Source organism: Burkholderia mycopellens, assembly GCF_964265025.1.
Classification (GTDB): domain Bacteria; phylum Pseudomonadota; class Gammaproteobacteria; order Burkholderiales; family Burkholderiaceae; genus Burkholderia.
The window spans coordinates 1,121,293-1,145,192 of the sequence record NZ_OZ183803.1 but is presented as its reverse complement, the minus strand read 5'-3'; the positions used below and the strand labels follow the sequence as shown (position 1 = coordinate 1,145,192).

Genomic DNA, 23,900 nt, shown 5'->3' with positions numbered 1-23,900 from the left:
ACGACGCTCGTGCCCAAGGCGGCGCCGATCCGTTTTCGCGCTGGGTCGTTGCAACCGGGATCGAACCCGGCCACTGGAATCCCAAGAACATACGAAGGCCCGATGGCAGCGGCGTGGCGGGTGTTACGGACCATTCGGGCCGCACGAGAAAGGTCCGTAGCTTTTGTCACAGTCGGCCGTGCCGGTCACGCGGTGTCGCGGTAAGCGTGGATACGGGCCGCGAGGGCCTGCGCCACACGCTCGACCAGCGCCGGCCAGTCGCCGGGACGCCCCTGCCGGAACAACGTCGCGCTCGGGTACCACGGGCTGTCGTCGCGTTCGAGCAGCCAGCGCCAGTCCGGCACGCGCGGCAGCATCACCCACACCGGGAGGCCCAGCGCACCGGCCAGGTGCACGACCGACGTATCGACGGCGATCAACAGGTCCAGCGTGTCGACGAGCGCGGCCGTTTCCGCGAAATCCTTCAGTTCCGCCTCGAACGACAGCACGCCGCTCGCCGCGAATGCGTCGGCGTCGCGCGGGCGTACGCCGACCTGCAGGCTCACGAACGTCGCATCGAGTTCGAGCAGCGGCGCCAGCACGGCGAACGTCATCGACCGGTTTTCGTCGTTTGCATGATCCGGATTGCCCGACCACGCGAGCCCCACGCGCAATCGTCGCGGCCGAGCAACCGCATCGAGCCGTTCGATCCATGCGGCACGCCGCTGCGGATCGGCATGCAGGTACGGCACGTCGGCCGGCACCGTGTCGAGCGTCGTGCGGAACGCGAACGGCAGGCTCATCATCGGGCAATGCAGATCGAACGCCGGCGCGGGCTGCCCGTCGGCGACGACGCGGCTCACGCCGCGCAGCGTGCCGAGCAGGTCGGCAAGCGCCGCCGGCGCATCGACCACAACCGTCGCGCCGCGCTCGTGCGCGAGGCTCGCGTAGCGGCAGAACTGCAGCGTGTCGCCGAAGCCCTGCTCCGCGTGCAGCAGCAGCGTGCGGCCGGCGAGCGGTTCGTCGCCCGTCCATTGCGGACGGTCCGCGTGACGCCGGTGCAGCGTCACGTCGGCGGCGTCCCAACGCGCTTCGTGCTGCCACCAGCCGGCGTCGAAGTCGCCCATCACCAGGCGGCAGAACGCCTCGGACCGGCGCGCGACACCGTGATTCGGGTCGCGTACGCAGGCCAGCGCGAAATCCGCGAGTGCGGCGTCGTAATCGCCGAGCTGCTGGCGCGCGACGGCACGCGTATGGATCTCCTGCGCCGTCCGGCCAGGCGCATCGATGGCCGCCGCGTAACTCGCGAGCGCATCGTCGTAGCGGCCCAGCAGTTGCAGCGCGATCGCGCGATTGCACAGCACTTCCGCGTGCGGGCCGCGTGCTTCGAGCGCACGGTCGTAATGCGCGAGCGCTTCGTCGAACGCGCCGAACGCCCGCAGCGCGCCGGCCCGGTTGCGTAGCGCGTCGAAATCCGCCGGCGCACGCGCGAGCGCTTCGCCGTACGCGTGCGCGGCTTCCTCGTGCCGCCTCAGCCCGAGCAGCGCGTTCCCTCGGCCGACCCACGCGCCCACGTTGTCGCGGTCGCGCGCCAGTAGCCGGTCGCTGCGCTTCAGCAACGCGTCACGCAAATGCAGCAGGTCGAGCGCGACACAACTCACGAACAGCAGTTGCACGTCGTCCGGCATCCGCGCGAGCGCTTCGTCGAGACACGCCAGCGCTTCGGCCGGACGCCCCAGTTCGATCAGCGTATAGCCACACGCGTAGGCGAGATCGGGCGTCTTGCCGCGCACCACCATCGCAAGCTGAAAGCAATGCAGCGCCGCTTCGCCGCGACCCAGCGCACGCAACGCATGACCGCGTTCCGCAAGGGCTGCCGGGTCGTCAGGATCGAGCCGCAACGCGCGCTCGATGCTGATCAGTGCGTCGGCGGGCCGGCCGAGCGCGCGCAATGCCTCGCCGCGCCGGACCCACGACACCGCGCGGCCCGGCTCACGCGTCAGCGCAAGATCGTAGGCGCCGACCGCTTCGCCATGCCGGCCGAGCGCATGCAGCGCGTCGCCGCGCGCCGCGTAGGCCGGCGCATGGCCGGGATCGCGCGCGAGCGCCTGCGCGGCCGCGTCGAGCGCTTCACGATGACGGCCCGTGCCGCTCAGCGCCTGTGCGTGATTCACGAAATTCCACGGGTGATTCAGCCCGGATCGCATCGAGCGCGCGATCAACGGCTCCGCGCGCACGGCGTCGCCGAGTTGAAGATGCACGAACCCGAGCAGATGCAGCGCCTCGACGTGATCGGGGTTCATCGCCAGCACGCCCTCGTAGAGCCGTTTCGCGCCCGCGTAATCGCGTTGCTCGAGTCGCGCGCGCGCATTGCGCAGCGCATCGTCGACGGCGGCCCGCAGCGGCGCGGCACCCGCGCCGAACGCCGGTGCCTGCGCCGTGCTCATCGCGACGCTCCCGCCACCAGCGCCGGCAACGCGTCGCGCAGCCGCTCGACGACCGGCGCCCACTGTCCGCCCTCGGGCTGACGGAACAGTCGCGCACCCGGATACCACGGGCTGTCGTCGCGATCGAGCAGCCAGCGGAAATCGGGCGTGTACGGCAGCATCACCGCGAGCGGCCGACCGAGCGCGCCGGCCAGGTGCGCGACCGACGTATCGACACTGATCACCGCATCCATCGCGTCGACCAGCGCGGCCGTTTCCGCGAAATCCGTCAGTTCGTCGCCGACGAAGCGAATCGGGCTCGCATCGAGCACCGCGCGATCCTCGTCGCGGATCACCTTCTGCAGGCTGATCCATTCGTAGCGCTCATCGAGCAGCGGCAACAGGTCGGCGAACGCGATCGAGCGATTGCGGTCGTTCACGTGCAGCGGGTTGCCGGACCACACGAGGCCGATGCGCGGCCGGTCAGCCGCGCCCAGCCGCACGCGCCAGTGTTCGACCCGCGCGGGATCGGCGCGCAGGTACGGCACACTCGCCGGGATCGACGACAGGTCGGTGCGGAATTCGAGCGGCAGGCTCAACAGCGGGCAATGCAGGTCGAACGGTGGCAGCGGGTCACCGCGCGCGACGAGCACGTCGATGCCGTCGAGCGTCGCGAACAGCGCCTTCAGCTCGACTGGCGCCTCGACCACGACGCGTGCGCCGAGCGCCTTCACCAGCGGCACATAGCGGCAGAACTGCAGCGTGTCGCCGAGCCCCTGCTCCGGATACAGCAGGATCGTCTGCCCGTCGAGCGGCATCCCGTGCGTCCAGCGCGGCTGCGCGAAATCGCGCCGGCTGCCGTCGAGCTGGCTGTCGCGCCAGCGCCATTCGTATTCGGCCCAGCCGGCCTCGAAGTCGCCGGTCGACAGGCACAGGAACGCGCGCATGCAGTGCGCGGGCGCATCGTCGGGATCGATGTCGATCGCTTCCGCATACGCGTGCAGCGCATCCTCGTGCCGCCGCAGCGCGCGCAACGCGTTGCCGCGATGGAAATGCGCAAGCTTGTCGCGCGGCGTCGCGGCGATCACGCGCGCGAGATCGTCGAGCGCGTCGTCGTAGCGATGCGTTTCGAGCCGCACACGCGCACGCGTGAACGATGCGGGCACATAGTGCGGATCGATCGCCAGCGCGCGATCGCACATGTCGTGCGCATCGTCGTGTCGCGCCACCTGCATCAGCGCGCTCGCGTAGTTGCACAGCACGCCCGTGCTGCCCGGCTCGACGTCGAGCGCACGCGCATAGCTGTCGACCGCATCCGCGAAGCGGCCCAGATGGCTCGCCGCATTGCCGCGATTGGCGAGCGAGCGCGCATGGCGCGGGTCGAGCGCGAGCGCGCGGTCGCAGCGCACCAGCGCCTCGTCGTGCCGGCCGAGCTGTTCGAGCGCGATCGAGCTGTTGAAGATTGCATCGACGAACGTCGGGCTCGCCGCGATCGCCGCATTGAAATCCGCCAGCGCGTATTCGGGGTCGTGCAGGTCGAGATACGCGACGCCGCGCAGGAACAGCGCGTCGGCGCTGCCCGGTCGCAGGGCAAGCGCGTGACCATAGCTGTCTGCCGCTTCGCGGAAGCGGCCGAGCTCGCGCAGTGCGAGCCCGCGTGCGCGCATCGCGTCGAACGTGCGGCCCGCGAGCGCGATCGCGCGATCGCAATCGGCAAGCGCAGCGTCGAAGCGGCCGAGTGCGCGCAGCATGTCGCTGCGTTTCACGTAACCGTCGGCGAACCCGGGCGTGAGTTCGAGGAGGCGATCATAGACCGCGCACGCTTCGTCGTACCGTGCGAGTTGCGCGAGCAGCCCGGCCCGCTGGAACAGCACGCGCTGGTGCACGGGATTGATCGCGAGCGCCTCGTCGAGCCGCGCGAGCGCATCGTGCTCGCGCCCGAGCCCGGCCAGCACGGCCGAGTAGTTCGCGAGCGCGAGCGGCACCGGCTGGCGCTCGACCGAGCGCCGCATCAGCGGCTCGGCATCGTCGAGCCGCCCCTGCTGGAAGCGCACCGCGCCGAGCAGGTGCAGCGCCTCCGGATGCTCGGGATCGAGCGCCAGCAGCTCGGCATACGCATGCTCCGCATGCTGCAGCGCGCCCTCGTGATGCGCCTTGCGTGCGCGCACGAGCAGGCGTTCGAGCTGCATGGTGTCGGGCGGACGGCGCTCCGGCGCGACCGTCGCGCTCGCCAATGTCGTCCCTTCCCCGTTCGGTGTCATCGTGTGGCCCCCACTGATCGCTGTTCGTATCGCGTGTCGTGTCTAACGTGTCATCGGTTCGAGCGCGGCACGCACCGCGTCGATCGCCTCGGCCCAGTTGCCGGGTGCCGGCTGGCGAAACAGCCGCGCGGACGGATACCACGGGCTGTCGTCACGCGCGCGCATCCAGCGCCACGCCGGCGGGTCGGGCAACAGCACCCAGACGCGCGCGCCCAGCGCACCCGCCAGATGCGCGACCGCGGAATCGGTCGCGATCACGAGATCCAGCGCGCCGATCAATGCGGCCCGGTCCGCGAAATCACCGAGCGCGTCGTCGACGCGGCGCACCGGCGCATCCGCCAGCCACGCGGCGTCGCGTTCATCCAGTGGTGTCTGCAGGCTGATCCAGTCGACGTCGAGATCGAACAGCGGCGCGAGTCGCGCGACATCGATCGACCGGCCGGCGTCAGCCCGTCGCGCCGGCTCGCTCGCCCAGGCAAGCCCGACACGCAGCCTGCGCCGTTCGCCGAGCAGCGTGTCCCACCGGCGTATGCGCCGCGGATCCGCATGCAGGTAGGCAGCGGTGCGCGCAATCGTGCCCAGGTCGGTGCGAAACGCGTGCGGCAGACTCGGCAGCGGCACATGGCAGTCGAAGGCGGGAAGCGGCTCGCCGCGCGCGATCACATGAACCGCACCGGTGAGCGACGCCATCAGCACGCGCAACGACGGCGGCACCTCGAGCACCACGCGTGCGCCGCGCGCCGCGACGAGCGGGACATAGCGGCAGAACTGCAGCGTGTCGTCGATGCCCGGCTCCGCATGGATCAGGATCGTCTTGCCGTCGAGCGGTTCATCGCCGCACCACACCTGTTGCGTGAACGGTCGCGCATGGCGCGCGAACGGCGTATCGCGCAGCCGCCATTCATACTCGCGCCAGCCGCGCGCGAAGTCGCCTTCCGTCAGGTGCAGTGCTGCACGCGCGCAGTGTGCGGCGGCGAAGCCGGGTTGCAGCGCGAGCGCGCGATCGAAGGCGGTGAACGCTTCATCCACCTTCCGCGTCTCGGCAAGCAGGTCGCCGCGAGCCAGCCAGTTCGTGGCGACCTCGGGACGCAGCGCAAGCGCACGATCGACCGACGCGATCGCTTCGTCGTAGCGATGCAGGTCCCGCAGCACGTTGCCGCGGTTCGTCCACGCTTCGGCGAAATGCGGGTCGAGCGCCAGCGCGGCATCGTAGCTGGCAAGCGCCGCGTCGAAGCACTGCAGGTCGCGCAGCACGGTGCCGCGATTGCACAGCGTGTCGGCCGAGCGCGGATCGATGGCCAGCGCCCGTTCGTAGCTGTCGAGTGCGTCGTCGTGACGCTCGAGTTGCAGCAGCGTGTTGCCGCGGCCCGCGAGTGCGCGGACATGCTCCGGATCGAGCGCCAGCGCCCGCTCGCAACGCGCCAGCGCTTCGTCCGCGCGCCCCAGCCGTTCGAGTACGGCCGCGCTGTCGCAGAGTGTGTCGAGCCGCTCGGGATCGGCCGCGAGCGCGTCGTTGAAGGCGGCAAGCGCCTCGTTCAGACGGTCGAGCTCGGCGAGCGTACGGCCGCGCTCCGTCACGATCGCGGCGACGCCCGGCCGGATCGCGTTCGCGCGATCGAAGCAGTGCAGCGCATCGGCCGCGCGCCGCAACTCGCGCAGCACGAGCCCGCGGTTGAACCACGATTCGAACGATTGCGGATCGACCATCAGTGCGCGGTCGTAGGTGTCGAGTGCGTCGTCGAGGCGGCCGAGCGCACGCAGCGCGCCGCCGCGATTGCAGAGCGCGTCGAGCACGAGCGGCGACACCGCGAGCGCACGATCGAACGACGCAAGCGCGTCGTCGTAGCGGCGCAGGCCGATCAACGTATTGCCGTGGCGCACGAGCGTCTGCACGTCGTCGGGCGCTGCGCGCAGCGCGGTCGCGAAAAGCCCGAGCGCCTCGTCGATGCGGCCGCGCTCGCCGACGATCGCGCCGAGATCCGACAGCGCGCGCACGTCCGGCGCGATCGCGATCGACTGGCGCAGCAGCGCTTCGGCCTGATCGGCCGCACCGCGCTGGAATTGCAGCACGCCGTACAGATGCAGCGCCTGCGGATGATCGGGCTCCTTCGCGAGCACCGCGAGGTAGTCCCGTGCCGCGTCGTCGAAGCGACCGGCGCCGTGCCACTGCTGTGCGCGGCCCAGAAGCGCCGCCGACTGCCATTGCCCGGGTGCGCCGTGTCCCGACGCGCCCGCGTGTGCATCATGCCGGTGCTCGACCGTCACGTTCGCCCCCTTCCCGTTTGCCGATGCCGCCGCTGAGCCGGTCGATGAAACCGGTCGCGTCGGTCATGCTCGTGACGAGACTAACGGACGGCCAATAACAGACGTATGACGAAAGTTACGGACCATTTTGTCCGGGGGACGGAACGGCTGTCGGGGCCTGGCCGCGTGCACCGGACGGCATCCTGCGCTTACTGGCCGATCGGGATCGTCCGCACGTATTCGACCGCCGGCGCGCCCATCGTCACCGAGAAGCGCACCCCGCGCGGCACCGGCACGCCGATCGACGTCGAGTTGCTGATGCCATGCTGCGCGAGAAACTGCGCATAGGACTGTTCGATGGCGGCCTGGCTCGTCGTCCATCCGCCGGGCGGGATCCACACGGAAAGCTGCATCGAGCGCGCATCATTGCTGACCACCACGCGCGCGAACGCATCCATGTGATGCAGCGCGTCGTCGACGTCGGCGAGCGACGCGAGCGGCTGCGACGCACTGCGCACGAGCTCGCGCCCGTTGAGCTGGTAGCGCACCACCTGCATCTGCGTCGGCCCGCCGCCGACACCAAGATGGCGCACCATCACGAGTTCGCCCGGACGGATGCGCAGCGGCGGCCCGAACACTTCGTCGGGCGTGACGAGGTTCGTCAGGTCGAACTGCAGTTGAGAGAAGTAGCGGCCGAGCAGACGCGTTTGCGCCAGATTCGACGCGATATCGTCGCGGCCGCGGATCGTCGCATCGAGGCCGCGCCACGACAGCAGCGCGATCACGGCGAGCAGCGCGATCGCGACCAGCATTTCGATCAGCGTGAAGCCGCGGGCACGGTCACGCGCCACCGCACGCGGGTCAGCGGCGCGCTTCATTCTGGATCACCGTGACGACTTCGGCGAGCACGTTGCGGCTCGATGAGGACGGATACACGCTCACCGTCACGCGACGCACGAGCGGGCTCGGCAGCGCGGCCACCGACTGGCGGCACACGAAGCGGTAGCGGCCCTGCGGACATGCAAACGTGTTCGAGCCGACGGACGGCCAGGTCGATGCGATGCGGATCTCGCCGAGCGCATTGTCGGCGCTCCATAACGCGAGCAGGCGCATGCGCGCCATGTCGGTATCCGATGCGAGCGCGCCGATCGCGCGCATCACGGCGCCGAGCGCCACGGCGACGATCGCCAGCGCGATCAGCACCTCGATCAGCGTGAATCCCCGTTCCGGCGCCCGCGCCGTGCGCGATCCGCCACGCGCATGGCGGTTGTAGTCGGTTCTGTCGTCGCACATGACCTGCATTCTTGTCGATGGGTCGTCGTCCGGCGTCCGGCGTCCGGCGTTCAAATCGCGGCGCGACGCCGCATCGCCGGCGCGACGGGCGCCGTGCAGGGACGTTAAGCGCAGCGTATGGCACACACGTGTCGAATGGTACGGACCATTTGGCGCGGCGAGCGCGGACGAACCGGCGCGCAGGAACGCCGCATGCGCTGTCGCGCGTCGCGCAGCACGACGCTCGGGCAAGCGAAAATCTGAAAACGATTGGGAAAAACCGCCCGGCGGCGGGCGGTGAACAGTGAAGACGATCCTCGGGTGGAATCGACGCGACGGCGTCAGGCCGTCACGGCGGCGTCATACTCGGCGCGGGCAAGCTGGCCGGCGGCGTAGGCCTCGGCTTCGCCGCGAAAGCCTTCCCGGCTGAACGCGACGACTTTCACGCCGACGCCGGTCGCCCGCTTCACCGTCAGCGCCCATTGCCATCCGCCGTCTTGTTCAAAGACGTGCAGCGAGGGTTCGAAGGAAGGGTCGAATACAGTCACGCGTTTTGCTCCTGCCCCCTTGCGCACCGCGTCGGCAACGCTTGGGGCATGTCGAAAGGATCGCGCCGGGATGCGACGCGCTTCTGCCATTCAACAGTCTAGCCAAGGATTGTTGCGACGCACCATCAGAGGTTTCACTCATCTATCGGAACCGGCCGGTCGATCAAATTTACCTGAAGCCCATATGGCACGGGCCTCAGCGCCATGTCAGCACGCCCGGCTCAGCGGTCATGCGGCAACGTGCCGCACATTCGACCGCTTGCCTGCCTCGGTCGCCCGTGAATCGTAAAAACGGGGCGCGAAGCGCCCGGCGCTCCCCGCACCTCAACGACGAGGGGGTTACCGGCCCGTGCCGGCCGGCATCACGTAGCGGAACGTCAGGTTCACGCGCTCGCCCTGCACGCCCGGCGCCTTCGGCACGCGATGCTGCCACTCGGCCTGTGTGCGGCCACGCATCACGAGCAGGCTGCCATGCCCGAGGCGATACGCATGCGTGACACCCGTCCGGCGATGGCGAAGGTCGAACACCCGCATCGCACCGAGGCTCACCGATGCGATCACCGGCGCATCGCCAAGCTCGGGCTCGTTGTCCGCATGCCAGCCGAGGCTGTCCAGCCCGTTGCGGTAGCGATTGAGCAGCACGCTGTTGAAACGCGCGCCGCACGTCGCCTCGACCGCGCGCTTCAGGTCGAGCACGGCCGGCGTCCACGGCGCCGGCACGTTGCGGATCCCCGAGTAGACGTAGACGGCATCCGGCTCGCCCTGCCATGCGGTCAGCCGCGGCAACGGAATGCGTCCGCGCGGCGTGCGGATCGTGTCCTGTTGCCACGCGACCTCGCCGATCAACGCGGCCAGCGCGCGATCGGCATCGGACGGCGCCAGCCAAGCCGGGTACCAGTCCACGTCGGGCGCGGGCGTGTCAGCGAAGAGATCGGGCGTCGACATGTCGAGGGAAGCGGGCGAAGAACGGAGCGAACAGTGCATGCCTGCATACTAGCCAACGGCGTCGCCCGCTGCCATGCGCTGTCATTCGCTGGTGAGAGGAATTCGCCGCGCCACGCGAAGCGGGTTCGCGCATCACGCCATCATCGCGGCGTGTCGCGGCCCGCCTTGCCGAGGGGGCCGCTTTCTTTCTTCCGCCCTGCCGGCCGGCCCTACCCGCCGCGCGTCAGCCGGATCAGCGTGATCTCGGACGGCACGCCGAAGCGGTTCGGCGGCCCCCAGTATCCGGTGCCGCGGCTCGTATAGAGCCACAGGTCGCCGAAGCGGCTCAGCCCGCCGATCACCGGCTGCTGCAGCCGCACGAACGGCGGCCATGGCAGGAACTGGCCGCCGTGCGTATGCCCCGACAACTGCACGGTAAAGCCGGCGCGATTCGCCGCTTCCGCGCTGCGCGGCTGGTGCGCGAGCAGGATCTTCGTGCCGACGTCGCGCGGCGCACCCGCCAGCGCCTGAACGGGGTCGCTGCGATGGGCGGGATCGAACCCGCCCGCCGTGAAATCGGTGACGCCCGCGAGCACCGCGTGTGCACCGTCGTGCTCGATCAGCACGTGCTCGTTGAGCAGCACCGTCAACCCGATGCGCCGGAATTCGTCGATCCACGCATGCGCGCCCGCGTAATACTCGTGGTTGCCCGTCACCAGGAAGCTGCCATGCCGCGACTGCATGCGGCCGAGCGGCGCCGTGTGCTCGCGCAGGCGCTGGACCGAGCCGTCGACCACGTCGCCCGTCACGACGACGAGGTCGGCATCGAGCGCGTTGACCGCGCGCACGATCCGTTCGACATAGGGCCGCTTGATCGTCGGCCCGACGTGGATGTCGGACAGTTGCACGATCGTCAGCCCGTCGAGCCCGGCCGGCAGCCCCGCGACCGGGATCGACACACGCTTGACCGCGGCCGTGCGGCGCGCACCGACGAACCCGATCGCGGTGACGAGCACCGCACCGGCCAGCACGCCGAGCGCCGTGTCGGTCGCGGCGCCGGGCCACGCGCCGTCATGCCCGAGATGCCGCCATCCGAACACGCCGAGCAGCACGAATTCGCGGAGAAACGTCAGCAGGAGCAGCGACGAGAAGAAGCCCATCACGAGCGAGCCAGCCCAGCCGGCCAGCGTCGCGGCCCAGCCTTCGTCGAAGCGCCGCGAGAACATGCCGACCGGGATCAGCACGACGAAGCTCGCCAGCACGAGCGCCGCGATCGTGCGCGCGACCGGCGACGCGAACGCATCGGGAATGATCCGAATCCCGACGTACAGATGGAACAACACGCCGATTGCAATGAACCGGACAAAGAAACTTCGCATGGAACGCTCACCTTCGTTGCGATACCGATACCGCTTCCGCGTCGCGTGTCGCACGAGGCCGAGAGGCTCCGTGCCGCGCGTCGCGCCATACGTGCGATGGTACACAGATCGCGACTTTGACGACCGGCCGCCGGCCTGGCCTCGACGCCGCGCGCCGCCACACTTGACCACGGCTGCATCGGCCTGCCCGACGCGAGCGACGTAGACGCTTTCCCGAAGCCCCTCGTTACCGAGATGCAGCGCACGCTGCGCTTGCCCATCCGGACCAGCCACGTCGAGAACGGCGGCCAGATGATCGACGCGAATGTCCGCGTCTTGCCCGCAGGCACCGCGCGCCGCCATGCAACGCCGACGGCACTGCGCGTCGTCGCTCTCGCGGGCGAGCAGACAGCCCCGCCGTACGCCCGCCGCAGATCTGCGTCACCGATCGCGACGCGCTGCCGCGCCACACACGCAATCCGGCTGCCCTGCTCGTCAACATCGGCCCCGATCTGCCGGATCGGCCACATTCCCGTGTGGTCGAACGGCAATCGGCCGTTTCCGCACCGATTCCGCGCCGTCGACACGGCAAATCAGCCACCCTTCGTTCGTCTGACGATCCTTTACATCCCGTTGGCAACCCTACGCGAGCTTCCACTGGCAGAATCGCGACGGGCCGACCATCATCGCAGCAATGCAGTGCCGAACGTGCGCACGCGCGCCCCCGACCAACAATCCCCCAACGGTGCGCCGGGCGGGTGGCTGGCGGTCCGCATCGCGCTGATTTATTATCGGCTCCGTATCTTGGAATCGTCGTCGCGGCGACGATCCGCATTGCGCCGCGCCCGGCATCCACCCCCAACGTCGAGCTCGTCACACCATGAGAAAAACAACGCCGCGCGCGCCCTTGCGCGTCGCCGCCGTCCTGGCGCCAGCCCTGCCGCTCGCGGGCTGCGCATCGCGCGGCGCTCCGTCGTACGTCCTGTTCGGCGCGTATTTCCCGCTTTGGCTCGTCAGCGCGATCGTCGGTGTCGTCGGCGCGATCGTCGCGCATCGCGTCTTCGTCGCGACCGGCTGGGCCGCCACGGTGCCCTACCAGCTTGCCGTCTGCACCGCGATCGGGCTCATGGTCGCGGTAATCGTGTGGCTCACCGGCACGGGGCCGTTCGCATGAAGGCCGCCGGCATCGCCCGCCCCTCCATCAAAGGCCGCGTGATCGCACTGGCGATCGTCGCGCTCGGCATCGCGGCACTCGTGTACGCGTACCACCGCACGACGGCCTACCCGTCCACCGACGACGCATCGATCGACGCGGACGTCGTGCACGTCGCGTCGCCGGTCGGCGGCCGCATCGTGCAGCTCGCCGTGCATGAAAACCAGCGCGTCGCGAAGGGCGACCTGCTGTATGTCATCGATCCGGTGCCGTACCGGTTGACGGTTGCGCAGGCGCAGGCCGACCTCGAGCTCGCGCGCGCATCGCTCGACACGCGCCGCCGTTCGCTGATCGGCGAGCGCTCGAACGCGGCCGTGGCCGCCGAGCAGGTCAAGCGCGCGACGCAGAATCACGACCTTGCGACGCGCGACGTGAACCGGCTAGCACCGCTCGCCGCGCAGGGCTACGTCAGCGCGCAGCAGTTCGACCAGGCGAAGGTCCGCCAGCGCGACGCGGCCGTATCGCTCACGCAGGCACAGGAACAGCAGCGCGCGTCCGCGCAGACGATCGGCGACGAGGCCGACGCGATCGCGACGCTGCATGCGCGCGAGGCCGCGCTGGCCCGCGCGCAGCACGCGCTCGAAGACACCGTCGTGCGCGCGCCGCACGATGGCCTCGTGACGGGCCTGAGCGTGCTCGCCGGCGAAACCCTTGCGCCGAACCAGTCGATCTTCACGCTGATCGACGCGAGCGAATGGTTCGCCGTCGGCAACTTCCGCGAGACGTCGCTGAGCCGCATCGCGGTCGGCGACTGCGCGACCGTCTATTCGATGATCGACCGCAGCCGCCCGCTGACGGGCAAGGTCGTCGGCATCGGTGCAGGCATCGCCGACAGCGCCCGCATCAACCTGCCGCGCACGCTGCCGATCGTGCAAAACTCGGTGAACTGGGTGCACGTCGCGCAGCGCTTCCCCGTACGCGTGAAGCTCGACGAACCCGACGGCACGCTCGTGCGCGTCGGCGCCAGTGCGATCGTCGAGGTCCGGCATGGCACTGCCTGCCGCTGAGGTTCGCTCGCCGGGCCCGCGCGAAGTCCTGCGACTGCTCGCGCCGTTTCCGGGGCGCATGTCGATTGCCGTGCGGGTTGCGCTGATCTGCGCGCTGACCGCGCTCGTGACGGCCGCCTACGGCACGCCCGAAGCCGCGCTGTCCGCGTACGTCGTGTTCTTCATGATCCGTACCGACCGCGTGATGAGCGTCGTGCTCGCTGCCGCGCTGCTGGTGATCGTCACGATCGTGATCGGGCTCGTGCTCGGCATCGCTATCTTCAGCATCGACTATTCGATCCTGCGCGTCGCGTGCATGGCCGTGCTGTCGGTCGGCCTCCTGTACCTGACGTCGGCCAGCAAGCTGCGCCCGGTCGGCGCGATCCTCGCGATGATCGTCGGCTTCGGGCTCGACCAGCTCGGCCTCGCACCGTTCGGCGAAGCTGCGACGCGTGCGCTGCTGTACATCTGGCTGACGATCGCGATCCCGGTCGGTGTCGCGATCGTCGTCAACCTGCTGATCGCACCGTTGCCGCGCAAGCTCGCGCACGCGCAACTCGCGAAGCGCTTGCGGCTTGCCGCGCAGCGGCTGCGCGGCGACGATGCGGCGCGCGACGCATTCGACGCCAGCCTGCATGAAGGCGACAAGCAACTGCTCACGTGGCTCAAGCTGTCGAAACTCGAAGGCTCGTCGTCCGCCGCCGACTTCGCGGCGTTGCGGCAGGCCGTGGCATCGAGCACCGCGCTGCTCGTTGGCGTCGCGCTGGCCGATCGCGAACCGGACGCGCGTCTGCCCGACGCATATGCCACACCGATCGCCGCGACGCTCGACGAGATGGCCGACATCCTCGACCAGGGCGGCTACCCGGTCGACGTGACGCTCGCGCTCCCGCCGACCGACATGCTGCCGCCGCTCGCGCGTGTTGCTGTGACCAATCTCCACGCAGCGATCACGCATTTCGCGGAACCGGCCGCAACGACCCATGTCGCTTCATCGGCTTCATCGGCTTCATCGGCTTCATCGGCTTCATCGGCTTCATCGGCTTCATCGGCTTCATCGGCTTCATCGGCTTCATCGGCTTCATCGGCTTCATCGGCTTCATCGGCTTCATCGACTCCGACGACAGCACCCGACGCATCCGGATCCGCAGCCGCCCCGCCCCCCGCGCCACGCGGCGGCTTCTTCCTGCCCGACGCGCGCACCAATCCCGACCACATCCGCTACGCGCTGAAGACGACCGCCGCGGCGATCTTCTGCTACCTGCTGTATTCGCAGCTCGACTGGTCGGGCATCCATACATGCGTCGTCACCTGCTACATCGTGTCGCTCGGCTCGACGGCCGAGACGGTCGAGAAGCTCACGCTGCGGATCTTCGGCTGTATCGTCGGCGCGCTGCTCGGCACGGCGGCGCTCGTCTTCGTCGTGCCGTCGCTATCGTCGGTCGGCCACCTGATGGCGCTGGTGTTCGCCGGCGCGTGGCTCGCCGCGTGGGTCGCATTCGGCTCGCCACGCATCGCGTATGCCGGCTTCCAGATCGCGTTCGCATTTTTCCTGTGCGTGATCCAGGGCGCCGGCCCCGGCTTCGACCTCACGATTGCGCGCGATCGCACGATCGGCATCCTGCTCGGCAACGTCGTCGTGTATCTCGTGTTCACGCGCATCTGGCCCGTCAGCATCGGCAAGCAGATCGACGTCGGGCTCGCCGCGCTGATCGACCAGTGGCGGCGCCTCGCGCAGGTCGTGCAGCCGGCCGAGCGGCGCGCGCTCGCGGCTGAAGCGTTCGCCCGCCACGGCGCGATCACGCAGGAGCTCGGGCTGGTCCACTATGAACCGTCGTGGGTGCGCCCGGCTGCGACGTGGCTCGCCACGCGGCGGCGCGCGCTCGCGGAACTCGGCGCGCTCGAAGGCCCGCTGTTCCTGCTCGCCGAACGCAAGCCCGGCGACGCGGCGCTCGGCGCGCAGCTCGCCCGCGTGACCGAACCGCGCGACGACGAAGCCGCGCCCCATGAAGCACCATCCGCGCCATTGGCCACCCCGCCGCGCGCCGCCCCAACCGACCCCGCACGCGACGCGCTGCTGAACCTGATCGACACGCGGCTCGCGCGCATCGCCGATGCCGCCCGTCAAGCCACACCGAAGGAGCCTGCCCCCCATGCGCCTACCTGAACCGCCGGCCGCCTCGATCGCCGCCGCCGCCCTCGCGACCGCCGTCGCGCTGGCCGGCTGCGCGACGTCGTCGATCGATCTGGCGCCGGAGGCGTCCGATCGCCCGTGGCAGCCACAAACGTCGGCCGCGGGCGACATCGTGCCGGGCCCACCGCGCGCGTCCGCACAAGGTTCGCACGACTACACGCTGCCCGCGTCGCCCGCGCTCGCGTCAGTCTCGCCGCCGGCCGCGCTCGATGCCGCGCACGCGTACACGCTGCCCGAGCTGATCGATCTCGCCGAATCGGCGAACCCGCTGACCCGCATCGCGTGGAACGACGCGCGCAACGCCGCGCTGGCGGTCGGCCTCGCCAAGACCGCCTACCTGCCGAGGCTGTCCGCGACGGCCATGGGCGGGTACCAGGCAAATCACGGCACGACATCGTCGATCCTCGGCGATTCGTCGAGCAACTCCACCGTGCACGGCACCATCTCCGCGCTGTCGCTGCAATGGCTGCTGTTCGATTTCGGCGGCCGCGCGGCGCGCGTCGAAGCGGCCGAGCAGGCGTCGATCGCATCGAACGTCGCGTTCACGGCCGTACACCAGCAGGTGATCCACGACGTGACCGTCGCGTACTACCGCTACGAAGCCGCACGATCGCGCGCGCTCAGCGCCCGGCAGGGCCTCGCGAACGCGGATGCGATCCTCGCGGCCTCCCGCGCGCGTCTCAAGCACGGCGTCGGCACGGTCGTCGAGCTCGCGCAGGCGACGCAGAATCGCGCGCAGGCCAACCTCGCGCTCGTGCAGGCGAACGGCACGGAGAGCGACGGCTACCTCGCCCTCGTCTCCGCACTCGGCATCTCGCCGCTGTCGAAGCCGACCATCGCCGCGCAGCCGAAGCGGCCGCTGCCGCCCGCACTCGGCGCGTCGGTCGACGCGATCGTGTCGGATGCGATCGCGCGCCGCCCCGACCTGCAGGGCGCGTTCGCGCTTGAACAGGCCAATCGCGCGAAAATCAAGGCCGCGGAAGCCGCGTTCATGCCGAAGATCTTCCTGTCCGCGTCGACGTCGTACGCGAGCGGCGGCACGTCCATCTCCGCGCTGCCCGCGATCGGAGACCAGGCGCCGACCGTCAACCTGAACGGCAGCCGCTACGGCGGCGGCGTGTTCCTCGGCGTGACGATTCCGCTGTACGACGGTGGCCTGCGTTCGGCGGTGCTGATGCAGGCGCGCAACGATGCGGAAAGCGCCTCCGCGCGCCTCACGCGAACCAAGGAGGAAGCCGTTCGCCAGGTCGTCGCCGCACAGAACGCGGTACAGACGAGCCTTGCGTCGCACGACGCCGCGAAGGCGCTCGTCGATGCCGCGCAGACGAGTTACGACGCGGCGCTGACCGCGTACCGGAACGGCGTCGGTTCGGTCACCGATGCGACGATCGCGCAAAGCCAGTTGCTGGCCGCCCGCAACGCGGAGGTCGACAGCTATGCCGGGGCGCTGTCCGCTGCCGCCGCGCTCGCGCTTGCGACGGGGACGATCGGCTCGGCGCAGTAGCTCGACCGCCGCGAGGCGGTTGACGCATGCGCCCGCCGCCCACTAGAATGCCGCCAATTCTCCCTTCAGGAACCATCGTGGACAGTTGCAGCACTTCGTTGCGTGCGCCGCTTGCCGCCTGAACGCCTGTCCGCCGCAGTTCTCCTGCCGGGCTCGCGTTCCGCGAGCCGCACACCCCCGTTTCACACTGAATGACGCATTCGCGCGGTACAGTACCGCGCGATGACGCCCATCTTCGCGTCGCCTTCGGCCTTGCGCCGCTGCGACGCGAAACGGCACGCGCGCCTAGCACGGCAGGACAACCATGACTTTCGATTTCGCACTCCGTCTTTTCACCGCGTTCGCCTGCGGCGTCGCCATCGGCCTAGAGCGCCAGATGCGCCAGCGCACAGCCGGCCTGCGCACCATCACACTCGTCGCGAGCGGCGCATGCCTGTTCGTCACGCTCGGCGTGCTGACCGGCAATGGCGTCGCCGGCGTCACGCAAATCGCCGCCTATGTCGTGTCGGGCGTCGGCTTTCTCGGCGGCGGCGTGATCATGCGCGACAAGGGCTCGATCCAGGGCATCAACACCGCCGCGACACTGTGGTGCTCGGCCGCCGTCGGCGTGCTGTCGGGCTCCGGCCATTTCGTGCCCGCACTTGCCGGCACGGGTGTCGTGCTGCTCACCAATACGGTGCTGCGCGGCGTCAGCCAGGCGATCAACGCGACGCCGGTATCGAACGCCGATCTCGTGCGCGAATACCAGATCACCGTGATCTGCCTGACCTCCGACGAGGTGCACATCCGCACGCTGCTGTCGAACTCGATGTATGCGAAGCCGCTGTCGTTCCAGAGCCTCACGAGCGAGGACGTGCCCGACCAGCCGGACCGGCTGAAGGTGACCGCGACACTGAAGCTGCATCCGAAGGATCAGCAGAAGCTCGAGCAGATCGCGAGCCGGATGAGCATGGAGAAGAGTATTTCCAGCGTGAGCTGGACCGCGAAGGAAGCAGAGCCGATGATGGAGTGAGCCGCCTGGCGGCAGCAACCTGTCGCGCTGCCGCCCTCACTCCCTGTCAGGGCGTCTCGATCAGCCCGGCCGAGATTGCCTTGACGACCGCCTGGACCTTGTTCGTCGCGCCCAGCTTCTCGAGGATGTTGTTGACGTGGAAGTTGACCGTTCGCTCCGAGATGCTGAGGATCTGGCCGATTTCGCACGCGGTCTTGCCCTCGGCCGTCCAGCACAGCACCTCGCGCTCGCGCGCGGTCAGCGTGACGCCCGCCGCCGGCGACAGCTTCGGCACCATGAAGCGGCTCATCAGCGAGTGCGACAGGTTCGCGAGCCAGTTCGTCTGCAGCGTCAGCATGTTGATTTCGGCCGGCGTCAGCCGGTCGGCATGGCGGGCGATGCTCAGCAGGCCGAACGCGCCGCGGGCCGCCCAGCTCGACTGCGCCACACCCACCGACAACCCGAAATCACGCGCGTCCTGCCACAGCGGGCACGGGGCGATCCGGTCGACGTCCGGCCAGACGATCATGTTGGTGCTGAGCGCGCCGTCGCGAACCGTCGAGTCGATCTCGATGTAGTTCTGCGCCTGGTAATGCGCCATCCAGCCGTCCGGATAGGTATTGAAGATCGCGACCGCCGGCTTCGAAACAGGCAGCGGGACGCGAATGCCGTAACAGCAGTATTCGAATCCCAGCCGTTTGGAATAGGCGGCAATCCGCTGGAAGAGCTGCTGCTCGTCTTCCGCGGCGCTGAATTGTTGATAGGCATCCTGCCAGCGCAGTTCCATTCATTCTCCGACAACGTCACGCTGTCATACTTGTCAGGTTCCAGCCCCCGTTCGAGGCTGATACATTCCGCGCATGACTTCACCTTTGCTGCACCCAGTCTCCGGCCCGTCCCCGGACGGCTACGTACGCCTGTCAGAAGGCGCACTGGCCGTGCTTGCGCTCGACCATGTCGCAAGCGGCCTCGACGCATCGCTGCTTGCGGAATTGCGCGACAGCGCAATCGACGCACGCCTTGCCGGCTATACCGAATGGCATCGCCCGGCCAGTGCCGGCGTCGCTTACGTGACGATCGGCTGGGACTGGTATCTCGAACGCGCGACGGGCACGTTCGTGATCGCGGGCGGCGACGTCCGCAGCAACGTGATGGCCATCGACGCCACGGGCGCCGACATCGGCATGTTCCGCACAGCCGCCGCGCTCGCCGCCCGACTCGCGTGCATCGACTGGCCCGCCGCGGTCGCGTCGGCCCTGCTCGGGCACGACGACGCCTATCATGCCGGTCCGACGCTCCAGTGACAACTGGCTGTGCATCTATTCATCGGACAATTTCCACGATGCTGGCGCTCTTTATAAGCAAAAGCCGCACGGTTTTCAATCCCGTTGATCAAGAAACCGTTACCACGTCCTAAACGACGTCTTTCCAACGGCACCCTGTAAGAGTTACCAGTTACAGCCCCCTCGTGCTGCGCGATGTAATGCGTGCATACAAAAGCACAGATCCGAGGACACCATGCGGACCTTCGTTCACGAGGAAGGGCGGTTGCCACACGAACTTGCAGCGGATCTCGGGCGCTATCGGCGCAGAGTGTTCGTCGAGCAGCTTGGATGGGCGCTTCCGTCGGCGAACGAAAGCTTCGAGCGCGACCAGTTCGATCGCGACGATACCGTGTACGTGTTCGCGCGAAACGCCAGCGGCGACATGTGCGGATGTGCGCGCCTGCTGCCGACGACGCGCCCGTATCTGCTGAAGTCGCTGTTCGCCGACCTGATCGCCGAAGACATGCCGCTGCCGCAATCGGCCGCCGTCTGGGAGCTGTCCCGGTTCGCGGCAACCGACGACGAAGGCGGGCCGGGCAATGCCGAATGGGCCGTGCGCCCGATGCTCGCGGCCGTCGTCGAATGCGCGGCGCAGCTTGGCGCACGGCAGTTGATCGGCGTGACGTTCGCGAGCATGGAGCGGCTGTTCCGACGGATCGGCATACACGCGCACCGCGCAGGCCCGCCGAAACAGGTAGACGGGCGTCTGGTGGTCGCGTGTTGGATCGACATCGATCCGCAAACGTTTGCTGCACTAGGAATCGAGCCGGGGCTGGCTGCCCGGCAAGCCATCGCGGCCTGAACCGAAACGCGCGTTTCTGTCCGGGCGGCATCGTAACGAAGGAGAATCAACGTGGACCAGTCTCAGGTCTTTCGCGCGATGATGCCCGGGTTGACGAGCGCCAGCGGCGCCCGCATCACGGTCGCCTACCCGTCGTTTCCGCGGCCGTTGCCGCTCGTACGGCTGGACCGTCGCGGCCTCGTGTTCCGTGCCGCCGGCGCCGTGCCGCTCGTCTGCGGGTTGCCGCGCGCGGCGACGCTGCTGGCCGCTGACGAACCACTTTGCTCGCTGCGCCTCGTGATCCGCGACATCACGCCGGCCGACGAAGGCCGGCATGACCTGACGATGCAGCCGTCCGGCGCCGCCGGCGACGAATTGCTGTGGCATGCGCTGCGCGATCGCGAGCCCTACCGCCGGATTCGGCAACCGCTCGCGCCCGTCGACACGTCCATCGCCACCGACGGCGAGTCGCACGCGTCGGCCAGCGAAGCCGTGCCGCGCCCGTCACGCAGCACGGCCTTCCGGCTGCCGTGCCACAGCGACGCGCTGTTCTTTGCCGACTGGCTCGAATATCACTTCGACGAATTGCGTGCGCTGTCGCAACAGCATGGGCCGCAACTGCAGCTCAACCAGCTCGAGCGACAGGTGGCCGACGACGAGGTCGGTGTGCGTTTCGTCTACGACATCGATGGCCATGCCACGCGGCACGCGCTGACCGACTGCGCGCGCGAGGCCTGTGCATGGATCGAGACGGAGATGCGCGACAAGTACGCATTACCGGTCGCACAGGAGCGCTTCAGCGCATTTGCGGCCCACGCGCGGGCTGGCGGCATGTGAATGCGGCGCAACAGGAAGTTGTATCGATACAACTAGGGCTTGCCATGACTCGGGTTTTCCCTTAAATTTTCAGCTGTCTCCTCCATGTCTCCAAACATGGATTCAGCCCGCTCAATGTAGCGGGCTTTTTCTTGCCTGCGCGAATTGCGGGGACACATCCCGTTCCGCCCCGCCTAACCTGCCGGGCGCGCACCAGGCGGCCGCGGCCAGTAGTGGTGCACCGCAAATATCAGCGCCACCGCCCCGATCATTGCCAGCAGCAGGTACAACCAGCCCTTTTTGGTCGTTGGCAGGTCAGTCAGCGCACTCACATCGCCCGTCAGGGCCATCAACGCGACCATAGCGAGTCCGGCCAGCACCATCGTTCCCTTGGCCACCCATCCAAAGGCAACCTCAAGCGCGCCCGCCCATCGCGACTGGCGATAAGGGCCGGTAACCGGCCGACGGAGATCGGGGTTACTCATTTGAGGCCGCTCGTCGGGGATATGCACGTCGGCCCATCGATCGGCAGGCCGAGGCAAAAGCAGGACGTCGAAGGTCGTCCGGACCAGCACCCGCTGCAACGGGGTGCGCGCATTTGATCGGAAGCGTCATGTTTTTTCTTTCGCGAGCGAGGTACGGCGGTTCGATTCGTTTGGCCGAACGTTTGGCCAAAACGAGCCCATATCGTTCAATACGATGAACATGCGCCGAGGCGCGATCCGTTCGCCTCGCGCAAGCCGGATCGATCGGCCGGCTTATCATTGACCGGCCCGCCACTCGCCCCCGAGGCCATCTTGCACGCCCATCTGCGCATTGCCCGCCCGGTCAGCAACCTCGCCCGCACCGAGCGCATGTATCGCGACGCTCTCGACCTGTCCGTTCTTGCGCGCTTTGAAGATCACGACGGCTTTTCCGGCGTGATGCTCGGACGCGAGGGCCTCGACTATCACTTCGAATTCACGCACTGCCCCGACCATCCGATCGCGCCGTCGCCAACGCCCGAAGACCTGATCGTGTTCTACCTGTCCGATCGGCCGGAATGGGAAGCCGCCTGCGCGCGCGCCACGGAACATGGCTTCATGCCGGTGACGTCGTTCAATCCGTACTGGGAAATATCCGGCCAGACTTTCGAGGATGCCGACGGCTACCGGATCGTGCTGCAGAACGGCACGTGGCGCTGACAGACGAACACGCGTGAGCCGTTACGCGCCGGCCAGACCGGCGGCGCGGGCGGCATACGCGACGTGCCGGCGCAGCGCATGCCCTTCCGGCAACGTAGCCGTGCCCCCAGGCGGGACGCGCCTGCCGCCACACGATCTCGACGCACGGCGCCATCGGATGCGTTGCACGCACTTCGTGCGACAGGCCGCACACCCCGATCAACATCGCATCGGCGCGACGCTCGAGCGCCCACGGGCCGAAGCCGTGTGCATCGAAATGCGCGATGACGTCGCTCGCCTCGTCAACGGACATCGGGCCGCGCGCGAGCCATGCGACTACAGCCGGATCCGCGTGCATCGCCGACAGCGCACCTGCATCCGTCGGCTGCCAGCGACGCAGCGTCAGTCGCTCGGTTTCGATCTTCGACGGTGTGGACATGCGGGAGACGGATCGTTCAGGCGGCGTAACGCGAGCGCCATCGCAAACCCGAAAGTGGAACGGACGAAGGAGAAATCGGGACCGCCGCTTCTGCCGGCGACGATCCAGGGAACAGGAGACGAGAAACGGGCGCCGGCGCGCTCGTGGCGATTACTCGTTTTCCTCGAAGTAATGCCCGAACTTCGTCTGCTTCGTGCGGATATAACGCTCGTTTTCCTCGCGCACGGGCACCGCAAGCGCCACGCGCTCGCAGACGGGAATGCCATGCTTCGCCAGCGTGTCGAACTTCGCCGGGTTGTTGCTCATCAGCCGCACCGACGTCACGCCGAGGATCCGGAGGATCGCGGCGGCCGAGTCGTATTCGCGGGCGTCGTCGGGCAGGCCGAGGTCGAGGTTCGCCTCGACGGTGTCACGCCCCTGCTCCTGAAGCGCGTACGCACGGATCTTGTTGCTCAGGCCGATCCCGCGCCCTTCATGGCCGCGCAGATACAGCAGCACGCCGCGGCCTTCGGCCGCGATGTAGCGCAATGCGAGATCGAGCTGCTCGCCGCAGTCGCAACGGTACGAGCCGAACACGTCACCGGTCAGGCATTCGGAATGAAGGCGCGTCAGCACGGACTGCTCGCCGGCGACGTCGCCCATCACGAGCGCGAGATGTTCGGCATCGCTGCCGGATACGCGGAAAGCGTACGACGTGAACGTACCGTAGCGCGTGGGCAGCGACGCGGTGGCGACGAGCGTCACGCACTCGTCGGCCTGGCCATTGCCCGGCGCGGGCGATTGGGGACGCGAAGACATCATGAATTCAATCGAAACGTTCAGGAATGTAGGAGTTGTGTGGATAGTGCGTGACCGGAGTTTACCGCTAATCTGGAATCGTCACGCGACTGCCGCCACCTGCGCGGCTATACTGGGCCCATCGGGTGACAAGCATCACGTCCTGCCTGCCCAGCATCGACCTGCACACGGAGAAAGCGAATGAGCACGACTGTCGCGCAGCTTCTCAAGGCCAAGCCGGATTCGGGCCGCACCGTCTACACCGTCACGAAAAACGATCTCGTCTATGACGCCATCAAGCTGATGGCGGAAAAAGGCATCGGTGCGTTGCTGGTCGTGGACGGCGACGACATCGCGGGCATCGTCACCGAGCGCGACTACGCGCGCAAGGTCGTCCTGCAGGACCGCTCGTCGAAAGCCACCCGCGTCGAGGAAATCATGACGGCGAAGGTACGCTACGTCGAACCGTCACAGTCCACCGACGAGTGCATGGCGCTGATGACCGAGCACCGGATGCGCCACCTTCCCGTCCTCGACGGCGGCAAGCTGGTCGGCCTCATCTCGATCGGCGACCTCGTGAAGAGCGTGATCGCCGATCAGCAATTCACGATCAGCCAGCTCGAACACTATATCCACGGCACGCCCGCGGTCACGTCCACCTGACCGGCTCCAGCAAAAAAGGCCCAAACGCGCGAGCGT

Annotated in this window: 22 protein-coding genes; 10 read left to right on the top strand and 12 right to left on the bottom strand. The window is 68.4% G+C overall.

Annotation, left to right across the window (positions count from 1 at the left end; all coding sequences use genetic code 11):
* Positions 1-185: 185 nt before the first annotated feature.
* From ACPTTC_RS23465 to ACPTTC_RS23430, 8 genes are all read right to left on the bottom strand, one after another.
* Positions 186-2,426: a tetratricopeptide repeat protein gene (locus tag ACPTTC_RS23465; protein WP_423394115.1), complete on the bottom strand. Its 2,241-nt coding sequence runs from the start codon at positions 2,424-2,426 to the stop codon at positions 186-188.
* Positions 2,423-4,666, bottom strand: coding sequence for a tetratricopeptide repeat protein (locus ACPTTC_RS23460; RefSeq protein ID WP_423394114.1), 2,244 nt, complete (start codon positions 4,664-4,666; stop codon positions 2,423-2,425). Before ACPTTC_RS23460 ends, ACPTTC_RS23465 begins: the two co-directional genes overlap by 4 nt.
* 42 nt (positions 4,667-4,708) lie before the next feature.
* Positions 4,709-6,931, bottom strand: coding sequence for a tetratricopeptide repeat protein (locus ACPTTC_RS23455; RefSeq protein WP_423394113.1), 2,223 nt, complete (start codon positions 6,929-6,931; stop codon positions 4,709-4,711).
* Positions 6,932-7,119: 188 nt separating this feature from the next.
* Positions 7,120-7,788: a PulJ/GspJ family protein gene (locus tag ACPTTC_RS23450; RefSeq protein WP_423394112.1), complete on the bottom strand. Its 669-nt coding sequence runs from the start codon at positions 7,786-7,788 to the stop codon at positions 7,120-7,122.
* A complete protein-coding gene (gspI, locus tag ACPTTC_RS23445; protein WP_423394111.1) occupies positions 7,772-8,203 on the bottom strand; it encodes a type II secretion system minor pseudopilin GspI in 432 nt (143 codons plus the stop codon). The genes ACPTTC_RS23450 and gspI overlap by 17 nt, the downstream gene beginning before the upstream one ends.
* Positions 8,204-8,523: 320 nt before the next feature.
* On the bottom strand, positions 8,524-8,730 hold the full coding sequence (locus tag ACPTTC_RS23440; protein WP_059585120.1) for a hypothetical protein: 207 nt from the start codon (positions 8,728-8,730) through the stop codon (positions 8,524-8,526).
* Positions 8,731-9,069: 339 nt separating this feature from the next.
* Positions 9,070-9,675, bottom strand: a complete 606-nt coding sequence (locus ACPTTC_RS23435) for an alpha-ketoglutarate-dependent dioxygenase AlkB family protein (protein WP_423394110.1) — start codon at positions 9,673-9,675, stop codon at positions 9,070-9,072.
* 209 nt (positions 9,676-9,884) lie between these two features.
* Positions 9,885-11,033: a metallophosphoesterase gene (locus tag ACPTTC_RS23430; protein ID WP_423394109.1), complete on the bottom strand. Its 1,149-nt coding sequence runs from the start codon at positions 11,031-11,033 to the stop codon at positions 9,885-9,887.
* Positions 11,034-11,892: 859 nt separating this feature from the next.
* Here ACPTTC_RS23430 and ACPTTC_RS23425 point away from each other — a divergent pair.
* From ACPTTC_RS23425 to ACPTTC_RS23405, 5 genes are all read left to right on the top strand, one after another.
* Positions 11,893-12,186 (top strand): hypothetical protein, encoded by a 294-nt coding sequence (locus tag ACPTTC_RS23425; protein WP_175957753.1) that lies wholly within the window; start codon positions 11,893-11,895, stop codon positions 12,184-12,186.
* Complete coding sequence (gene mdtN / locus ACPTTC_RS23420; RefSeq protein ID WP_175968683.1) at positions 12,183-13,232, top strand: multidrug transporter subunit MdtN; 1,050 nt, start codon at positions 12,183-12,185, stop codon at positions 13,230-13,232. Before ACPTTC_RS23425 ends, mdtN begins: the two co-directional genes overlap by 4 nt.
* A complete protein-coding gene (locus tag ACPTTC_RS23415) occupies positions 13,213-15,378 on the top strand; it encodes an FUSC family protein (protein WP_423394108.1) in 2,166 nt (721 codons plus the stop codon). Before mdtN ends, ACPTTC_RS23415 begins: the two co-directional genes overlap by 20 nt.
* Positions 15,365-16,909, top strand: a complete 1,545-nt coding sequence (locus tag ACPTTC_RS23410) for a TolC family protein (protein ID WP_423394107.1) — start codon at positions 15,365-15,367, stop codon at positions 16,907-16,909. Before ACPTTC_RS23415 ends, ACPTTC_RS23410 begins: the two co-directional genes overlap by 14 nt.
* Before the next feature lie 304 nt (positions 16,910-17,213).
* The gene (locus ACPTTC_RS23405) at positions 17,214-17,921 is read left to right on the top strand and encodes an MgtC/SapB family protein (protein WP_175957749.1); all 708 of its coding nucleotides are present in this window, start codon (positions 17,214-17,216) and stop codon (positions 17,919-17,921) included.
* Between the two features lie 46 nt (positions 17,922-17,967).
* On the opposite strand, the gene ACPTTC_RS23400 is transcribed toward ACPTTC_RS23405, so the two are convergent.
* Complete coding sequence (locus ACPTTC_RS23400; RefSeq protein ID WP_423394106.1) at positions 17,968-18,687, bottom strand: autoinducer binding domain-containing protein; 720 nt, start codon at positions 18,685-18,687, stop codon at positions 17,968-17,970.
* A gap of 73 nt (positions 18,688-18,760) precedes the next feature.
* Between ACPTTC_RS23400 and ACPTTC_RS23395 the strand changes: the two genes are divergently transcribed.
* The 3 genes from ACPTTC_RS23395 (at position 18,761) to ACPTTC_RS23385 (ending at position 20,843) form a co-directional block, all read left to right on the top strand.
* Positions 18,761-19,204 (top strand): DUF4902 domain-containing protein, encoded by a 444-nt coding sequence (locus tag ACPTTC_RS23395; protein ID WP_423394105.1) that lies wholly within the window; start codon positions 18,761-18,763, stop codon positions 19,202-19,204.
* Positions 19,205-19,418: 214 nt separating this feature from the next.
* Positions 19,419-20,027, top strand: a complete 609-nt coding sequence (locus ACPTTC_RS23390; protein ID WP_226201538.1) for an acyl-homoserine-lactone synthase — start codon at positions 19,419-19,421, stop codon at positions 20,025-20,027.
* Positions 20,028-20,078: 51 nt separating this feature from the next.
* Complete coding sequence (locus ACPTTC_RS23385) at positions 20,079-20,843, top strand: hypothetical protein (RefSeq protein WP_423394104.1); 765 nt, start codon at positions 20,079-20,081, stop codon at positions 20,841-20,843.
* Positions 20,844-21,016: 173 nt separating this feature from the next.
* On the opposite strand, the gene ACPTTC_RS23380 is transcribed toward ACPTTC_RS23385, so the two are convergent.
* Positions 21,017-21,307 carry a hypothetical protein gene (locus ACPTTC_RS23380; RefSeq protein WP_423394103.1) on the bottom strand — a complete coding sequence of 97 codons (291 nt, stop codon included), beginning with the start codon at positions 21,305-21,307 and terminating at the stop codon, positions 21,017-21,019.
* A gap of 312 nt (positions 21,308-21,619) precedes the next feature.
* Between ACPTTC_RS23380 and ACPTTC_RS23375 the strand changes: the two genes are divergently transcribed.
* Positions 21,620-22,006: a VOC family protein gene (locus ACPTTC_RS23375; protein ID WP_423394102.1), complete on the top strand. Its 387-nt coding sequence runs from the start codon at positions 21,620-21,622 to the stop codon at positions 22,004-22,006.
* On the opposite strand, the gene ACPTTC_RS23370 is transcribed toward ACPTTC_RS23375, so the two are convergent.
* Positions 21,921-22,343 carry a GNAT family N-acetyltransferase gene (locus ACPTTC_RS23370; RefSeq protein ID WP_423395703.1) on the bottom strand — a complete coding sequence of 141 codons (423 nt, stop codon included), beginning with the start codon at positions 22,341-22,343 and terminating at the stop codon, positions 21,921-21,923. The two genes, ACPTTC_RS23375 and ACPTTC_RS23370, sit on opposite strands and share 86 nt — an antisense overlap.
* Before the next feature lie 231 nt (positions 22,344-22,574).
* Positions 22,575-23,225 (bottom strand): GTP cyclohydrolase II, encoded by a 651-nt coding sequence (ribA, locus tag ACPTTC_RS23365; RefSeq protein WP_175957737.1) that lies wholly within the window; start codon positions 23,223-23,225, stop codon positions 22,575-22,577.
* A 177-nt stretch (positions 23,226-23,402) separates the two neighbouring features.
* Between ribA and ACPTTC_RS23360 the strand changes: the two genes are divergently transcribed.
* A complete protein-coding gene (locus ACPTTC_RS23360; protein ID WP_423394101.1) occupies positions 23,403-23,864 on the top strand; it encodes a CBS domain-containing protein in 462 nt (153 codons plus the stop codon).
* The last annotated feature ends 36 nt before the right edge of the window (positions 23,865-23,900 follow it).

Excerpts from the sequence above, each read along its gene's own strand:
- ACPTTC_RS23465 (WP_423394115.1), bottom strand. The coding sequence starts at position 2,426 with ATGAGCACGGCGCAGGCACCGGCGTTCGGCGCGGGTGCCGCGCCGCTG.
- ACPTTC_RS23460 (WP_423394114.1), bottom strand. The coding sequence starts at position 4,666 with ATGACACCGAACGGGGAAGGGACGACATTGGCGAGCGCGACGGTCGCG.
- ACPTTC_RS23450 (WP_423394112.1), bottom strand. The coding sequence starts at position 7,788 with ATGAAGCGCGCCGCTGACCCGCGTGCGGTGGCGCGTGACCGTGCCCGC.
- gspI (WP_423394111.1), bottom strand. The coding sequence starts at position 8,203 with ATGTGCGACGACAGAACCGACTACAACCGCCATGCGCGTGGCGGATCG.
- ACPTTC_RS23435 (WP_423394110.1), bottom strand. The coding sequence starts at position 9,675 with ATGTCGACGCCCGATCTCTTCGCTGACACGCCCGCGCCCGACGTGGAC.
- ACPTTC_RS23430 (WP_423394109.1), bottom strand. The coding sequence starts at position 11,033 with ATGCGAAGTTTCTTTGTCCGGTTCATTGCAATCGGCGTGTTGTTCCAT.
- ACPTTC_RS23425 (WP_175957753.1), top strand. The coding sequence starts at position 11,893 with ATGAGAAAAACAACGCCGCGCGCGCCCTTGCGCGTCGCCGCCGTCCTG.
- mdtN (WP_175968683.1), top strand. The coding sequence starts at position 12,183 with ATGAAGGCCGCCGGCATCGCCCGCCCCTCCATCAAAGGCCGCGTGATC.
- ACPTTC_RS23415 (WP_423394108.1), top strand. The coding sequence starts at position 13,213 with ATGGCACTGCCTGCCGCTGAGGTTCGCTCGCCGGGCCCGCGCGAAGTC.
- ACPTTC_RS23410 (WP_423394107.1), top strand. The coding sequence starts at position 15,365 with ATGCGCCTACCTGAACCGCCGGCCGCCTCGATCGCCGCCGCCGCCCTC.
- ACPTTC_RS23405 (WP_175957749.1), top strand. The coding sequence starts at position 17,214 with ATGACTTTCGATTTCGCACTCCGTCTTTTCACCGCGTTCGCCTGCGGC.
- ACPTTC_RS23400 (WP_423394106.1), bottom strand. The coding sequence starts at position 18,687 with ATGGAACTGCGCTGGCAGGATGCCTATCAACAATTCAGCGCCGCGGAA.
- ACPTTC_RS23395 (WP_423394105.1), top strand. The coding sequence starts at position 18,761 with ATGACTTCACCTTTGCTGCACCCAGTCTCCGGCCCGTCCCCGGACGGC.
- ACPTTC_RS23390 (WP_226201538.1), top strand. The coding sequence starts at position 19,419 with ATGCGGACCTTCGTTCACGAGGAAGGGCGGTTGCCACACGAACTTGCA.
- ACPTTC_RS23380 (WP_423394103.1), bottom strand. The coding sequence starts at position 21,307 with ATGAGTAACCCCGATCTCCGTCGGCCGGTTACCGGCCCTTATCGCCAG.
- ACPTTC_RS23370 (WP_423395703.1), bottom strand. The coding sequence starts at position 22,343 with ATGCACGCGGATCCGGCTGTAGTCGCATGGCTCGCGCGCGGCCCGATG.
- ribA (WP_175957737.1), bottom strand. The coding sequence starts at position 23,225 with ATGATGTCTTCGCGTCCCCAATCGCCCGCGCCGGGCAATGGCCAGGCC.
- ACPTTC_RS23360 (WP_423394101.1), top strand. The coding sequence starts at position 23,403 with ATGAGCACGACTGTCGCGCAGCTTCTCAAGGCCAAGCCGGATTCGGGC.